Genomic DNA, 14,824 nt, shown 5'->3' on the forward strand with positions numbered 1-14,824 from the left:
ACCCCGAAAGCGTCTTTTCGCGCCGCTTCCCACCAGTAGCCATGAGCAGGCTTCGCTTCGCGCTGCTGCACGCGGCCCACGGCGACGAGAACACCAGCCGGAACTTCCGGCGCGAGCTCGACGCCGACCTCGCCGAGTTCGAGGTGACCGAGGGCGAACTCCCCGCGGATCACGAGTTCGACGGCGTCGTCGTCACCGGCTCTCGCGCCTCGGTCTACTGGGACGAGGCGTGGATTCCGCCGCTGGTCGACTGGGTCGCCGAGGCTCACGAACGGGAGATCCCGATCCTGGGCGTCTGTTACGGCCACCAGGTGCTCGCGGAGGCGCTGGGCGGCCGCGTGGCGGGGATGGACGGGTTCGAGATCGGCTACAACGAGATCGAGCGCCGGCCCGAGGCCGCCGACGACGCACTGCTCGATGGCCTGGGGGATTCGTTCCTCGCGTTCACCACCCACGGCGACACCGTCGTCGATCTGCCGCCCGAGGCCGAGCTGCTCGCGGAGAACGAACACGGCGTCCACGCGTTCCGCGCCGGCAACGCATGGGGCGTGCAGTTCCACCCAGAGTACGACATCGAGACCGCCCGCGAGGTGACAGAGGGGAAGCGTGACAGCCTCGACGACGGCCGCGTCGACGCCGTCCTCGACGACATCACGCCCGCGAACTACGAGACGGCCTGCGAAGCCAAGCGGCTGTTCGAGAACTTCACGCAGTACGCCGAGCGCGTCGCCGCCTCGTTCGACGCCAACGAAGCCAGCGCGTAGCGACCCCGGGATAACGAACCGCTTTTGCCCCCTTGTACACGAGTACCACCATGCTCGACTACGTCGGACTGGAGGCCGATCTCGACGAGGAGGAGCGGCTGATCCGTGACACCGCACGCCGCTTCGTCGAGGAGGAAGTGCGGGACGACATCGGCCAGCACTGGATCGACGGCACGTTCCCGACGGAGCTCATCTCCGAGATGGGCGATCTCGGGTTCTACGCGCCCAATCTCGAGGGGTACGGCTCGCCGAACGTCTCCGAGACGGCGTACGGCCTGCTGATGCAGGAGCTGGAGGCGTGTGACTCGGGGCTGCGGTCGATGGCCTCCGTCCAGGGCGCGCTGGTGATGTACCCCATCCACGCGTTCGGGAGCGAGGAACAGAAGGAGCGCTGGCTGCCCGACCTCGGTGCGGGCGAGGCGGTCGGCTGCTTCGGGCTCACGGAGCCGGAACACGGCTCGAACCCCAGCGCGATGGAGACTCACGCCGTCAAAGACGACGGCGAGTACGTGCTCAACGGCTCGAAGACGTGGATCACCAACTCCCCTATCGCCGACGTGGCGGTCGTCTGGGCGAAGGATCGCTCGGCCGACGGCAGCCCCGTCCGTGGGTTCCTCGTCGAGACGGATCGGGACGGCGTGACGACCAACAAGATCGACGAGAAGCTCTCGCTGCGGGCGTCGATCACCGGCGAGATCAGCCTGCAGGACGTGCGCGTCCCCGAGGACGCCGTCCTGCCGGGCGTGGAGGGGATGAAGGGCCCGCTCTCCTGTCTCACGCAGGCCCGCTACGGCATCGCCTGGGGCGCTATCGGCGCCGCACGGGACTGCTTCGAGACCGCCCGTGAGTACGCCACCGACCGCGAGCAGTTCGGCGGCCCCATCGCGCAGTTCCAGCTTCAGCAGCAGAAGCTGGCGGAGATGGCGACCCAGATCACCACCGCCCAGCTGCTCGCCTACCGACTCGCGGAGCTGAAAGAGCGCGGCGACCTCCGCCCCCAGCACGTCTCGATGGCCAAGCGCAACAACGTCCGCATGGCTCGCGAGCAGGCACCGGTCGCCCGCGAGATGCTCGGCGGCAACGGGATCGTCGCCGACCACTCGCCGATGCGCCACATGGCGAACCTGGAGACGGTGTACACCTACGAGGGCACCCACGACATCCACACGCTCATCCTGGGCGAGGATCTGACGGGGATCCCGGCGTTCCAGTAGGTCGCGACGAATCGGTACGTTTTTCCTACAGTTTCCCGACGTTCCGTTCGTCTTCTCCCGGCCGTAGCTGCAGCACCGCGCTGGGCACGGCCGGCTGTCGCCCGTCACGCGACGTTCACCATGTCCGAAACTGCCGTTCACGACGCGCTGTCGGCCCACACCGACGAGTACGGTGTCGTTCGCGAACTGCACCGCGTCCGCCCGCACGCCACCTACGAGGTCCGGTTCCGGGGCGAGCGGGCGATCTGTAAAGTCGAGACCCACCCCGAAGCCGAACTCGGTCGCGAAGCGGCGGCGATGCGATACGTCGCCGCGGCGACGAGCGTCCACGTCCCCGAACTGCTCGCGATCGGCGACGGCCACTACGTCGCGCGCTGGTGTGACGCCGTCCCGGACGACACACCGACCCGCGACGGGGCGCGAATCCGCGCGCTCGGCCGCGGGCTGGCGACGCTCCACGCCGAGACGGCCGAGATCGGGTGGCCCGGCCGGCTTCGCCCGGCGACCGCCGTCGAAGATCCGACGACGCCCCCAGTCGACGCCGACCCGCGGTGGGGTGACACGCTGCTCGCGCTGCTGGAGCAGCGCCAGCAGTTCCTCGAGGGCGTCGGCTACGGCGATCTCGCGGGGGACGTGCTGGGGTGGGTGCGCGAGAACCGCGACCTGTTCGACGCCGCCGGCGACACGGTGTTGTGTCACGGGAACTACTTCGGGGAGCACGTCGGCCTCGACCCGGAGGCCGGATCGGTCACCACCGTCATCGACTTCGAACACGCGCTCGCAGCGCCGGCGGAGTGGGACTACTTGCGGACCGTGCTCCCCCTGTTCGGCCCGGGCGCCGACCACGACGTGCCGGAGGCGGCCTTCCGCGAGGCGTACGAATCGGTCCGGCCGCTCCCCGCCGGGTTCGATCAGCGCCGTGACGCGCTGACGCTGTGTAACGGGCTCTCGTACCTCCGGTCGCTGCATCTCCAGCGCGGCGATCAGGACCCCCTCACGCTGTCGCCCGACATGGACGCCGCCTGGCCGAATCAGTACGGGGCCGTCTCGCGTCGCTGGAAGACCAAAAGCACGGTCTAACCGATGCGTAACTATACCCGTCTGGACGAAAGAGAGTCGACAAGGCCGATGGCCGACCCGAAACACGACGACGGTGCCCGCCTCGATCTCGGCGACGAGGAACAGTGGGTCCTCCATGCAGCCCTCCTACAGTATCTCGACGAACGGACGGACGAGGCGACCGAATCGACGCCCGACGACCACGGCTTCCCTGACCCGCCGGCGGGTGAGGACGAACCGCCCGCCGGCGAGAAGTCTGCGGCCGCGATCGACCTGCTCGACGCGCTCGAGGGCGAGGAGCCGCTCCGGCTCGACCGCGAGGCGCTGCTGCTCGTCAGGGAACTGCTCTCGGAGTATCTCGCCGGCGCGCCGCTGCGGGACCGCGCGACCTGCCGGAGCGTGCTGGCGGCGGTTCGCGACGAGCTATAGCGACCCCCGGCTGACGAATTTTCCCCACCAGGCCCGGCGGTTCGCCCCCCACCGGTAGCACCACTCGCGCAGCCGGTCGTAGCCCGGAACCCGCTCCAGCAGCCAGAACACCGGTACGAACAGGACAGTCATCCGGATCAGCACGCCCTGGACGGCGGCGCCGGCGGAGTAGACGGCATCGTCGGTCAACAGGTGCGTCGACTCCCGCCAGTCCTCGGGCAGGCGAGCCTTCTGGTCGGGCGAGAGCGCCGAGAACGCGACCGGCTCAACGTCGCCGTAGCGCGCGCCGACGGCCGCACACCACGTACAGAACCCGCAGTCGTCGTCGTACACCAGCCGCGGCTTGGCCATACAGACGGTAGGGCGGCCTCGGGTTTTGGCTTTGCGGCGCCCACAGAGTCGGCGGGCGCCCGCACTCGCCCCGAACCGGCCCGGTGCCCGGCCCGTTTAAGCCGCCGGCGCCCCAACCGTTGGGTACGATGCCCGCCACGAAGGAGGTCAAGTGTACGAGCGACGACTGCGAGCTCGACATGTTCGAGAACCACTACACGTACGACATCGCCGACGACCACTCCGTCGCGGATCTCTCGTGTCCGCTGTGTGGGGGACTGACTGCCTGGAGGAGATCGAACTATGACGAAACTCAGTGATATCGGCGGGTCGGCCGTCGACGCGGTGATGGAGCGGGTCGGCCGCGGCGTGAGCCGCGTCCAGGAGCGCAAACCGCTGCCGTACGACCTGCTGGAGAGCGAGGACGCCTACCTCGTCGTGTTCGACGCCCCCGGCGTCGAGCCCTCCGACGTGCAGGTGCGGTTCGTCGACGGCGAGGTACAGGTGCGGGCCGATCGCTTCCGGTCGTTCCACGAATCGTTCGAGACGCGGTTCCCCGGCCGCGGGCTGGCGCTCTCAGGGCGGGCACGCATTCCGCCGGACGCCGTCGTCGACGCCGGCGGCGCCGAGGCGACACTGACCGAGAACGGGACGCTCGAGGTCCGCATCCCCAAGGAGGCAGACGCCACCGACGTGCCGCTCGACGCCGAAGGGGCGGACGAAACCGAAAGCGAGCAGTCTCCCGAAGAGGACGAGGCGTAGGCTACAGCGACATCCCTTCTTCGACGGCGAACTCGGGCACGCCCTCGAACCGCCCGGGGGCGTACGCCTCGATCGGCTCACGCTCCCCGAGCACCTGCTCCGCGAGCGCCTCACCCGTCGCCGGCGCGCGGAGGAACCCGTGGCCGTGCCAGCCGGTCGCGACGTAGAGATCGGACTCCACCTCGCCCAGCAGCGGCTCGCCGTCGGGCGTCGCCGTCGCGATCCCGGCCCAGGCGGCGTCGGCGCCGGCGTCGTGGGCGGTCCGGTTCGCGACGGCATCGAGCGCGCCGTCGACGAACCAGTCGTCGCCGCCGGGCTCCCAGCCGTCCGGGTCACACTCCTCGGGGACGGTGCCGTCGCCCGCGAGCAGGCCCGCCGGATGCGGGCGGAAGTAGACGCCGGCGTCGGCGTCGTGCACCATCGGCCCCTCGTAGTCGGCGCCGGCGACGAGCGCCTGCACGCGGTACGGTTTGAGCGGGAGCCGGATCCCCGTCGGCGCCAGCAGACGCTTGGTCCAGCCGCCGCCGGCGACGACGACGGCGTCGAAGCGCTCGCCGTCCACGCGGGGCCCGTCGCCGCGGTGGGAGATGCCGGCTTCGACGCCCGTCCAGCAGTCGACGCCGGCGTCGCGTGCGCGGTCGGCCATGGCCGCGACGTACGCGCCCGGCCCGGGCGTCGCGTAGGCGGCGCGCTCGGTCACGGCCGCGAGGCCGACGCCAGCAAAGTCGAGCGCGGGGAAGCGATCGGCGATCGACGCCGGGTCGTGGCAGGCCACGTCGACGCCGTGCTCCCCGGCGGCGGCCACCGTCTCGCGCAGTGTGGCTTGTTTGTCGGCGGCGTCGGCGCCGACGAGGGTGACCTGCGGCGTCGGTTCGACGGTGAACCGGTGGTCGCGCTCGCTCAGCCACTCGAAGCGGTCGAGCGCCCGGCTCGCGATCTCGGCGCCGACGGCGTCGGTCGGGCGGGGCGCGAGCACGCCCGCCGCGCGGTGGGAACTCCCCTCGACCCGATCCCGGGGGCGGGTTCTGGTGTCGCCCAGTTGCTCGTCGCGCTCGTAGAGGCGCACGTCGGCGCCGCCCTGTGCGAGGTCGTGAGCCGCGGTGACGCCGACGGCACCGCCGCCGACGACGGCTACGCGCATCGACGCACCCGCCGCTCGGGGCGTGGCTGGTGGCTGTCAACGGATCGGTCCATACCCCGTCTTCGGTCCCAGCCACTTAGCCGTCACCGCTGATGGCGTTGTGGCTGATCGCCGGACGCTGATGGCGTTGTGGCTGGCCGCCGGACGCTGATGGCGTTGTGACTGCCCAGCGGGTGAAAAACGACCCGGGCCCGGCCACGGGGCGGCGGGAAGCGCCGACTACGCGGTCGGTTCGGCCTGCTCGTCGGCCTCGCCGTCCTCGTCCATCCCGCGGAGCGCCTCGACGGCGGCCTCGCGGTAGCGCTCGGGGTCGGCGTCGTAGCGATCCGCGGCCATCCGGGCGTACTCGTTCCCTTCGTCCTCGAAGGCGGCGACGCGTTCGACCGTGCGTTCGGCAGTCTCGACGACCCAGCGGTCACGGGTCGCGGCGTCGACGACGGTGATCGACTCGGGGCGAACCGAGACGTTCACGTTCCCGTCGTCGGTCTCGTACGTTCGCGGTTTGCCGACGACGGCGACGTAGGCAGGCGGTTCGAGATCACGCAGCGTGGAAGCGGCCTCGGGCTGGTACTGGCCGGCATAGACGAAGAACGTCCCCGTCGGGTCGACGATGCGACCCCGCCAGTACTCGTTGTCCTCGCCGATGTCCTCCTTCTCGGTCAGGGTGCCGACGAAGAACACGCGGTTGGCCTTCTCCCCGTCGGGAGCAGCTGGTAGGCCGGGGCGCGCTCGTCGTCGGACTCCTTGAAGGTGTGGCTCGCGTCGTTGAACTCGGTGGCGAAGGCGCGGCGCGCGACTTCGCGCATGGGGGCGTTTGCGGACATTTAGATCGACCTCGCTTTGATCAGCGCACTCTCCGGATCGACCGCACTGTCCAGGCGCTCGAACGCGTCGACGAGCACGTAGCGCCCGAAGACGGGGCCGGACACCTCGAAGTAGTGACCCAGCAGGTCGCCCTGCATCTCCTCGACGACGACGGTCGTGTCGAGGGCGTCGGTGGCCATCTGCTTGGCCTCCTCCAGGTCGATCCCAGTCAGTTCCTCGGTCGTCTCCTTGTCGAAGATGACCTCGTGGACCTCGTGGCCGTCGTCCAGTACGGCCTTGATCCGGAGGTCGAACTCGCCGTCGACCTGTCCGTGCTCGGAACAGCGACCGTTCTGGAGCACGCGGGTGCAGTCGTCCTCGGGGCAGCGCTTGATCAGCCCGGAGCCGGACTGCACGTCGACCAGCGCGCCCTCGACGGAGACGGCGTCGTCGCCGACCTCGACCTCCTCGTCGAGTTCGGTGATCGTGGTCGTCTTGTTGAGTTTGACCGAGAAGCTCCCCTCGTACTCGTCGGTGACGACGTTCGAGAGGGCGTAGCTGGCGCCCTCCTCGAGTTCGGGGAGGTCCGAGGTGTCGAACGCGACGAACTTCATCGTCCCGCTCTCGTCGCCCAGCAGGCCCACCTGTGCGATGGACTCGTGGCCGGGCTCCCAGAGGTCGGCGACCTTCACGCGAAGGTCGATCCACTGTTCGTCCTCGTCGATCTCGCCCAGCTGGACGAGCTCGCTGTCGGCGCTTCCGAGCTCGTCCCGTTCGAGGTCGGCCTCGTCGAGATACTGGCTCTCGACGCTGCGACGGGCCTCGTCGAGGGGGACGCGGTACTCCTCCACCAGGGTTTCGAGGCGCTCCTCGACGTCCGCCTGGCTGATGTCTAGATGGTCCGAGAACTGTTCGGCTATCGCCGCTGCGTGTGACTCGAGTTCGCTCATGGGTGCCTGCCTCCGCCTGTGTTTCGTTGGGAGGCGTACGCTAGTTGGTTCCTTACGGTATTTAACATTCCGCCACCGAGGTGGAACTGAAACCCCACGCGAGCGGGGCGTCGGCGCGGCGGAACGTCAACGCGGCGGATCGTCGACGCGCCGGGGCGACGCCTCTTTGGGTCCGGGCCGCTACGTCCGGGCATGGACGACCGCCTCGAACGGTTTATCCGGACCAAACTCCGGAACGCCGGCAAGCAGTTCGAGGAGGCCCGCGAGGCGTACGAGACAGGCCGCGCACCCGCCGCGTTCGATCTCCCGACCGACGAGGCGGGCCGGGCGAAGCTCGTCTGTCGCCGCCACGCCGACCGCCGGGCGGTGGCAGTCGACGCCGAGGGACGGCCGGCCTGCTTCGACGCCGACCATCCCGACTGCCGGGGCTGTGCCGAGGACGTGCGCGAGGGCGTCGTCGAGACGTGGTGAGACCCCGGGGTTGAACACCGTCGGGCGTCACGTCCGGGTGTGAAAACCGTCGCGCTCGTGCTCGCGGGCGGCATCGGCTCGCGACTCTACCCGGCTAGCCGGTCCGACCGGCCGAAGCAATTCCTCCCGATCGGCGGTGACCGCTCGCTGCTCGCCCGGACCGTCGATCGCGCTGGCTTCGCCGACGAGACCGTCGTCGCCACGCGGCCGCGCTTCGCCGACGAGATCGACGAGCACGCGCCCGACGCCGACGTGCTGGTCGAACCCGACGGCAAAGACACCGGCCCGGCGCTGACGTACGCGACCCACCGTATTCGGGAGACGTATCGGGACACCGACGAGCCGCTCGTGATCGTCGCTCTCCCGAGCGATCACCACGTCGGCGACGACGCCACGTTCCGGGAAACCATGATCGCCGGCGCCCGCGTCGCCGCCGAGACCGATCGCCTCGTCACGTTCGGCGTCACGCCCGACCGGCCAGAAACCGGCTACGGCTACGTCGAGCCCGGTGGAGCAGGGGACGCCGCCGGCGTCGAGTTCCACGAGGTCGCGACGTTCCACGAGAAGCCCGACGCCGAGACCGCCCGGGCGTACGTCGACGCGGGCTACCGATGGAACAGCGGGATGTTCGCGTGGACGCCCGAGCGCTTCCTCGACGCCGCCGCGGACTCCTCGCTCGCGCCGCTGGTCGACGCGCTGGCGGCGGGCGATCCCGAATCGGGGTTCGACGCGGTCGAACCGGTCTCCGTCGACTACGCGGTGTTCGAGGGCGCCGAGCGCGTCGCCGTCGTCGCCGCCGACTTCGCCTGGGACGATCTCGGATCGTGGGACGCGCTCGATCGCGTGCTGGCGGCCGACGACGACGGCACCGTCGCGATCGGAGAGTACGCTGCCGTCGACGCCGCGGACAACGTGATCGCGAGCGACGGGAAACACGTCTCGCTGGTCGGCGTCTCTGGACTGGCGGTCGTCGCCTACGACGATCACGTGCTGGTAGTGCCGAAAGACGAGGCCCAGCGCGTGCGGGAACTCGTCTCCCTGCTTGCGGATCGCGACGCGTTCTGACTTACTCCTCGTGGGTGCGGCGGACGCGGACCTGGCCGTCGCTGGTGACGCCGACGAGCAGTTCGGCGCGTACTTCCCGGCCGTGGATCGCGTCGCCGGCCGCGTCGCTGACGATCTTCATCAGTTCTGGCGCCGCGTAGCCCACCTTCACGCCCGCCTCGTCACAGGCCTCGTACACCTGTTCGGGCACGTCGTAGAGATCAGTGCCGTTCTCGACGCGGATGCGGACCGGTGCCGAGAGTGCCTCCGCGAAGGAGACGGTCTCGCGGGCCTTCTGGACGTTCTCGCGCGCGCTAGCCTCGACGCTCGAGACGTTCGCCCGCGAGGTGCCGAGGCGGTCGGCGATCACCGACTGGCGCAGCCCGTGCTCCCGGAGCGCGAGCACCTCCGCCTGCCGGCGGGTGAGCACGTTGCTGTCGGCGTCGAACCCGAGCGTGCGAGGAGTTCGTCGGCGTCGACGGAGTCGTCCGACGAGGGCTGGTCTCCGGACCCGTCCCGACCGGCGGCGGAGTCGTTCGACTCCGCCCCGCCGGCTGGCGGATCCCCCTGTGGGGTATCGGCGTCGCCGTCACTCATGGAGGGGACTGAGCGCTGGCGGCAGAAAAACCTACAGTTCGTGGCGGTTTACTCGCTCCACCGGACCTCGTACTCGAGCTCGTAGCGCTGCTCGCCGGTCTCGGAATCGGTGAGCCGCTCGAGTTCGACCTCGAACTGCGAGGACTCGGGGACGGTGACCTCCCGGCTGTCGGTCCCGCTCTCGAGTGTGACGGCCCCCGTCTCGATCTGTTCGGCCGCGGCGACGAGGGCGTCGGCGATCTCCGCCCGCGAACGCTGCTGCTCGGTTTTGAACAACTGTTCTTCAGGCATCATGTAGACGGTTCCCCGTCCAGCAGGAAATAGCTGTGCCCGGCGTGGGCCGACTCAGGCGCCGTCGCCGCCCCAGAAGTTGTCCCGGGAGCCGAGTCGCTCGCGGTCGCTACGGTCGGGTCGGCCGTCATCGTCGTCGTCGTCGGCCTCCTCGTCGGCGTCGAACGTCTCGCCAGCGTCGTCGTCGGCCTCCTCGTCGAGCGGCATCTTCTCGACGACCTTCACGGCCTTCGCGTGGTTCGACATCACCTGGTCGATACGGACCCGGGCCCGGCACTCCGGCAGGAGACCGTCGATGAGGACGATGAACCCGTCGTCGGTCCGACCGACACCGGCGCCGCTCTCGTGGATGTCCGTCACGTCGACGACGACTTCCTCGCCCGGCTTCACTGGCTGCTCTTTGAGCTCGTCGATGGGCATGTCGTAATGGTTGCACCACTCGGCACCCCCGCGATCGCCGTAGTGCTGACAGCCCATGCCCTCGATTCGCTCGGAGAAGCTGGGGCAGTCGTCGGCTAACGGACAGTCCGGCATACAGGAATGTACTGAGCCGACGCTCTAAACAGTCCCGGTTCGGACGGGTCAGATGAACTCCCGGACCTCGGAGTACCACATGTCGTGGTGGTCGACGGCGCCCACGCGCTCGGCGATATCGACCGCGAGGACGTGCCAGCAGCGCTCACCCGCCTCGCTGTCGATGTTGTACGCCGAGTCCGCGCAGGTGCAGCCGTCGTCCTCGATCACGTACTCGTCCTCGTGGCCGACGACGACGGTGAAGTCGCGGTACTCCTTCACCCGCCCCTCAGAAACCGCCTCGATGGCGCGGGAGCCACGGTCGCCGTGAGCGTCGAGGATGGCGCCGGCTACCTCCGGGGTGAGCTCACCCGCCTCGGCGAGCCGGTCGCGCCAATCCTCGTCGGACACGGACGGTGTTCAGAGGGCACGGGGCAAAACGCCACCGACTGTCGGCGTCGTCAGCGACGGACGACGCCATCGTCGACCCCTAGAACGCCGCCGCTTCCGCCAGCGTCAAGCCCCGCCCGCGAGAGGCCCGGCCCATGGACTGGCCCCGCGTCCGCGCGGTCTGGAAGCGGGTCATCTCGTTGGCGTGGCCGGTGATGGCCGAGCAGACGTTCCGGACGCTGATGCGGACCGTCGACATCGTCGTCACCGCGACGTTCAACCCCGCGAGCGTCGTCGCCATCGGGCTGGCGGACCTCTACGCCCGGCTGCCGCTGCGGATCGGGCTCGGCCTCGGCGGCGGCACGATCGCGCTCTCCTCGCAGGACAGCGGCGCAGCCGCCGACGCCAACCGCGACGAGGCGATCACCCAGGGGATCCTGCTCGGCGCGCTGCTCGGAGTGCCGTTCATGCTCCTCGGCTTCTTCCTGAGCGAGCCCGCGATCAGGGTGTTCGGCGCCGGACAGAACGTCGAGAACCTCGATCGGGTAGTGACGCTGGGCTCGACGTATCTCGCCATCATCTTCGCCACCGCGCCCGCCCGCCACGTGGCGCTCATCGGCGCCCGCGCGCTTCAGGGCACCGGCGACACCCGGACGCCGATGTACGTCAACGTCGTCGCGAACGGGCTGAACATCACCGGCAGCCTCGCGCTCGGGCTGGGGTTCGCGCCGCTGGGTATCCCCCGCCTGAAGATCGTCGGCGTCGGCCTGGCCACCGCGGCCGCGAACGTGTTCACCGCGTCGATGCTCTGTCTGGCGATCTGGACCGACTGGTCCGAGGCCGACTTCGCGTGGCCGGAGGACTGGGTCATCGCCAAGCAGCTGATCGTCGTCAGCACCCCGAAGATCGCCGAGGGGTTCGCCTCGACGGCCGCGGAGTTCCCGTTCAACGCCATCCTGCTGGGCTTCGGCCAGCCCGTCAACGCCGGCTTCCAGATCGGCCGCCGGATGTACCAGCAGGTGACCGGCCCGCTCTCTCGGGGGTACAACGTCGCCGCCAGCGTCGTCGTCGGCCAGCGACTCGGCGAGGGTGACGCCGCCGGCGCCCGCTTCGAGGGGTGGGCCGTCGCCGCGCTGGGCCTGCTCACGGTCGGCGGCGTCGGCGTCGGCCTGGTGTTCGCCGCCGACACGTTCGTCTCGCTGTTCACCAGCAACCCCGGCACCGTGGGCTACGCTGTCGCGTTCGCCCAGGTGTACGGCGTCTGCGGCGCCGCGTTGGTGGTGTTCTCGGTGCTCTCCGGCGGGCTCCAGGGCGCTAGCGAGACCCGGATCCCCTTCGTCGCCCGCACGAGCGGCGTGTTCGGCCTCCAGTTGGGGCTGACCTTCCTGCTCGGCGTCGTCCTGGGCTGGGGGGCGCTCGGTGCGTACGTCGGCATCGGCGCCACGTACGTCTGGATGTCGCTGGTCGTCGCTGCCGGCTTCCACTTCACGGACTGGGCCGACCGCGCCGCCGAAATGATGGCCGAGCGCGGCTCTGACGTGTCGGTGTACGGGTGAGAAACGGCAGGCTACGTCGCCGCTCGCGGGGCCGAACGAGCGAGCGCCTCAGTACAGGTACTCGTCCTCGAGCGCCTTGTACGCCGTCGCGGCTTCGACCTCCTCCTCCTCGGTCTCGAACCACGCAACGACGCGCTCGAAGCCGGTTTTCCGACGCAGATCTTCGGCACTGATGGCCATGACAGTCATACCCACGCAGGCAGGAGAGATAAAGCTTTCTCCGCAACCCAAACGTTGAAGCATGGTGACGAATCCACCCACCGGTTGGGGAGCCGATAACCCTTAACCGATGAGGAAGGTAAGGGAGGTAAGATGGCTCAGACGGGGAACCAGGAGCTCACCGAGCGGTTCATCCAGTTCTACCGGAACTACTACCGGGAGGAGGTGGGGCGGCTCGCACAGGAGTACCCCAACGAGCGCCGCTCGCTCTACGTCGACTACAACGACCTGTTCACGTTCGACCGGGATCTCGCGGAGGACTACCTCGCGAAGCCCGAACAGATGCGGGAGTACGCCGAGGAGGCGCTCCGACTGTACGACCTGCCGGCCGACGTGAGTCTGGGGCAGGCCCACGTCCGCATCCGCGGGCTCCCCAGCGAGCAGACCGTCGACATCCGGGACCTCCGGGTGCAGGACGACCACATCGGCTCGCTGATCGCGGTCCAGGGGATCATCCGGAAGGCGACCGACGTGCGCCCGAAGGTGACCGAGGCCGCCTTCGAGTGCCAGCGCTGCGGGACGATGAGCTACATCCCCCAGACCGACGGCGGGTTCCAGGAGCCCCACGAGTGTCAGGGCTGTGAGCGCCAGGGCCCGTTCTCGGTCAACCACGACCAGTCGGAGTTCGTCGACTCCCAGAAGCTCCGCGTCCAGGAGAGCCCCGAGGGGCTGCGCGGCGGCGAGACGCCCCAGAGCATCGACGTCGACATCGAGGACGACGTGACCGGTGACGTGACCGCCGGCGACCACGTGACGGTCACGGGCGTGCTCCACATCGAGCAGGTCACCCAGGGCCAGGAGAAGACCGCCCTGTTCGACCTGTACATGGACGGGGTGACAATCGAGATCGAGGACGAGGAGTTCGAGGACATGGACATCACCGACGACGACATCGCCGAGATCGTCGAACTCTCCAACGACCCCGAGATCTACGAGAAGATGGTCGGCTCCATCGCGCCGGCGATCTACGGCTACGAGGAGGAGAAGCTCGCGATGGTGCTCCAGCTGTTCTCCGGCGTGACGAAACACCTGCCGGACGGCTCACGGATCCGGGGGACCTGCACCTGCTGCTGATAGGGGACCCTGGTACGGGTAAGTCGCAGATGATATCATATGTCGAACAGGTTGCCCCAGATCCGTCTACACCTCCGGCAAAGGGTCGTCCGCAGCCGGGCTCACCGCCGCGGCGGTACGCGACGACTTCGGCGACGGCCAGCAGTGGACGCTCGAAGCGGGCGCGCTCGTGCTCGCGGACAAGGGGATCGCCGCCATCGACGAGCTGGACAAGATGGACTCGGGGGACCGCTCGGCGATGCACGAGGGGCTCGAACAGCAGAAGATCTCGGTCTCGAAGGCCGGGATCAACGCCACCCTGAAGAGCCGCTGTTCGCTGCTCGGCGCCGCGAACCCGAAGTACGGTCGCTTCGACCAGTACGAACCGATCGGCGAGCAGATCGATTTGGAGCCGGCGCTGATCTCCCGGTTCGACCTGATCTTCACCGTCACCGACCAGCCCGACCCCGAGCACGACAGCCGGCTGGCCGAGCACATCCTGAAGACGAACTACGCCGGCGAGCTCCACACCCAGCGCGAGGAGGTCCCCAACTCCGAGTACACCGCCGAGGAGGTCGAGAACGTCACCGAGGAGGTGGCGCCGGACATCGACGCCGAACTCCTGCGGAAGTACATCGCCTACGCGAAGCGCAACGTCTACCCGACGATGTCAGACGAAGCGAAGGACGCCATCGAGGAGTTCTACGTCGACCTGCGCTCGAAGGGCGCCGACGAGGACGCTCCCGTCCCCGTCACCGCCCGGAAGCTGGAGGCGCTGGTTCGGCTCGCGGAGGCCTCCGCGCGGGTCCGGCTCTCGGACACCGTCGAGGAGCAGGACGCCGAGAAGGTGATCGACGTCGTCCGGAACAGCCTGGAGGACATCGGCGTCGACCCCGAGACCGGCGAGTTCGACGCCGACGTGGTCGAGACGGGGACGAGCAAAACCCAACGCGATCGCATCAAGAGCGTGAAGGCGCTCATCGGCGACATCGAGGAGGAGTACGACGAGGGCGCCCCCATCGAGGAGGTGCTCGACCGCGCCGGCGAGATCGGCATGGACGAGGACAAAGCCGAGAAGGAGATCGAGAGCCTCCGGAAGAAGGGCGAACTGTACGAGCCCGTCCAGGGCCACCTGCGGACGACGTAACACCAGTCACGGCTCGTGACCGGCGCCGACCGCCGGGTCGGCGCTCGAAACGTGTTGCCGTGACTGTGTCGGCCCGCCTCGCTCGGGAAA

15 protein-coding genes and 4 pseudogenes are annotated in these 14,824 nt (G+C 69.1%); 10 read left to right on the top strand and 9 right to left on the bottom strand.

The features are described from left to right. Nucleotides 1–41: 41 nt before the first annotated feature. The 4 genes from SY89_RS01430 (at nucleotide 42) to SY89_RS01445 (ending at nucleotide 3,466) form a co-directional block, all read left to right on the top strand. Entirely contained in the window at nucleotides 42–764 is a 723-nt protein-coding gene (locus SY89_RS01430; protein ID WP_054582864.1) for a type 1 glutamine amidotransferase, read from the top strand. Between the two features lie 50 nt (nucleotides 765–814). Continuing rightward, on the top strand, nucleotides 815–1,978 hold the full coding sequence (locus SY89_RS01435; protein WP_054582865.1) for an acyl-CoA dehydrogenase family protein: 1,164 nt from the start codon (nucleotides 815–817) through the stop codon (nucleotides 1,976–1,978). 120 nt (nucleotides 1,979–2,098) lie between these two features. Continuing rightward, nucleotides 2,099–3,058 carry a phosphotransferase family protein gene (locus tag SY89_RS01440; protein WP_054582866.1) on the top strand — a complete coding sequence of 320 codons (960 nt, stop codon included), beginning with the start codon at nucleotides 2,099–2,101 and terminating at the stop codon, nucleotides 3,056–3,058. Between the two features lie 48 nt (nucleotides 3,059–3,106). Then, entirely contained in the window at nucleotides 3,107–3,466 is a 360-nt protein-coding gene (locus SY89_RS01445) for a DUF7853 family protein (RefSeq protein WP_054582867.1), read from the top strand. Here the strand turns inward: SY89_RS01445 and SY89_RS01450 are convergent. Continuing rightward, complete coding sequence (locus SY89_RS01450; RefSeq protein WP_054582868.1) at nucleotides 3,461–3,817, bottom strand: DCC1-like thiol-disulfide oxidoreductase family protein; 357 nt, start codon at nucleotides 3,815–3,817, stop codon at nucleotides 3,461–3,463. The two genes, SY89_RS01445 and SY89_RS01450, sit on opposite strands and share 6 nt — an antisense overlap. 128 nt (nucleotides 3,818–3,945) lie before the next feature. Between SY89_RS01450 and SY89_RS16975 the strand changes: the two are divergent. Together SY89_RS16975 and SY89_RS01455 are read left to right on the top strand one after the other, a co-directional pair. After that, nucleotides 3,946–4,103 (top strand): annotated as a pseudogene (locus SY89_RS16975) (DUF7559 family protein). Next, complete coding sequence (locus tag SY89_RS01455) at nucleotides 4,100–4,558, top strand: Hsp20/alpha crystallin family protein (RefSeq protein WP_054582869.1); 459 nt, start codon at nucleotides 4,100–4,102, stop codon at nucleotides 4,556–4,558. The pseudogene SY89_RS16975 and the gene SY89_RS01455 overlap by 4 nt, the downstream one beginning before the upstream one ends. 1 nt (nucleotide 4,559) lies before the next feature. Here the strand turns inward: SY89_RS01455 and SY89_RS01460 are convergent, their stop codons facing one another. From SY89_RS01460 to SY89_RS01470, 3 genes and pseudogenes are all read right to left on the bottom strand, one after another. Continuing rightward, nucleotides 4,560–5,699, bottom strand: a complete 1,140-nt coding sequence (locus tag SY89_RS01460; protein WP_054582870.1) for an NAD(P)/FAD-dependent oxidoreductase — start codon at nucleotides 5,697–5,699, stop codon at nucleotides 4,560–4,562. A gap of 219 nt (nucleotides 5,700–5,918) precedes the next feature. Further along, nucleotides 5,919–6,523 (bottom strand): annotated as a pseudogene (locus tag SY89_RS01465) (RPA family protein). Beyond that, on the bottom strand, nucleotides 6,524–7,453 hold the full coding sequence (locus SY89_RS01470) for a replication factor A (protein ID WP_054582871.1): 930 nt from the start codon (nucleotides 7,451–7,453) through the stop codon (nucleotides 6,524–6,526). A 192-nt stretch (nucleotides 7,454–7,645) separates the two neighbouring features. On the opposite strand from SY89_RS01470, the gene SY89_RS01475 reads away from it, so the two are divergent. Beyond that, entirely contained in the window at nucleotides 7,646–7,924 is a 279-nt protein-coding gene (locus SY89_RS01475; RefSeq protein ID WP_054582872.1) for a DUF7091 family protein, read from the top strand. Between the two features lie 39 nt (nucleotides 7,925–7,963). Further along, complete coding sequence (locus SY89_RS01480; protein ID WP_054582873.1) at nucleotides 7,964–8,989, top strand: mannose-1-phosphate guanylyltransferase; 1,026 nt, start codon at nucleotides 7,964–7,966, stop codon at nucleotides 8,987–8,989. A gap of 1 nt (nucleotide 8,990) precedes the next feature. Here SY89_RS01480 and SY89_RS01485 read toward each other — a convergent pair. The 4 genes and pseudogenes from SY89_RS01485 to SY89_RS01500 form a co-directional block, all read right to left on the bottom strand. Next, nucleotides 8,991–9,565 (bottom strand): annotated as a pseudogene (locus tag SY89_RS01485) (Tfx family DNA-binding protein). Nucleotides 9,566–9,613: 48 nt separating this feature from the next. Next, complete coding sequence (locus tag SY89_RS01490; RefSeq protein WP_239685485.1) at nucleotides 9,614–9,859, bottom strand: amphi-Trp domain-containing protein; 246 nt, start codon at nucleotides 9,857–9,859, stop codon at nucleotides 9,614–9,616. Nucleotides 9,860–9,910: 51 nt separating this feature from the next. Continuing rightward, nucleotides 9,911–10,390, bottom strand: coding sequence for a TRAM domain-containing protein (locus tag SY89_RS01495; RefSeq protein ID WP_054582874.1), 480 nt, complete (start codon nucleotides 10,388–10,390; stop codon nucleotides 9,911–9,913). A 48-nt stretch (nucleotides 10,391–10,438) separates the two neighbouring features. Then, complete coding sequence (locus SY89_RS01500; protein WP_054582875.1) at nucleotides 10,439–10,780, bottom strand: hypothetical protein; 342 nt, start codon at nucleotides 10,778–10,780, stop codon at nucleotides 10,439–10,441. A gap of 134 nt (nucleotides 10,781–10,914) precedes the next feature. Between SY89_RS01500 and SY89_RS01505 the strand changes: the two genes are divergently transcribed. Then, the gene (locus SY89_RS01505; protein WP_054582876.1) at nucleotides 10,915–12,315 is read left to right on the top strand and encodes an MATE family efflux transporter; all 1,401 of its coding nucleotides are present in this window, start codon (nucleotides 10,915–10,917) and stop codon (nucleotides 12,313–12,315) included. Between the two features lie 48 nt (nucleotides 12,316–12,363). Here the strand turns inward: SY89_RS01505 and SY89_RS18925 are convergent, their stop codons facing one another. Next, entirely contained in the window at nucleotides 12,364–12,495 is a 132-nt protein-coding gene (locus SY89_RS18925; protein WP_275575386.1) for a hypothetical protein, read from the bottom strand. A gap of 132 nt (nucleotides 12,496–12,627) precedes the next feature. Here SY89_RS18925 and SY89_RS01510 point away from each other — a divergent pair. After that, a pseudogene (locus SY89_RS01510) lies at nucleotides 12,628–14,734 on the top strand (minichromosome maintenance protein MCM). Nucleotides 14,735–14,824: the final 90 nt, after the last annotated feature.

This window comes from Halolamina pelagica (genome assembly GCF_001307315.1).
In the GTDB taxonomy this organism is placed as follows: domain Archaea; phylum Halobacteriota; class Halobacteria; order Halobacteriales; family Haloferacaceae; genus Halolamina; species Halolamina pelagica_B.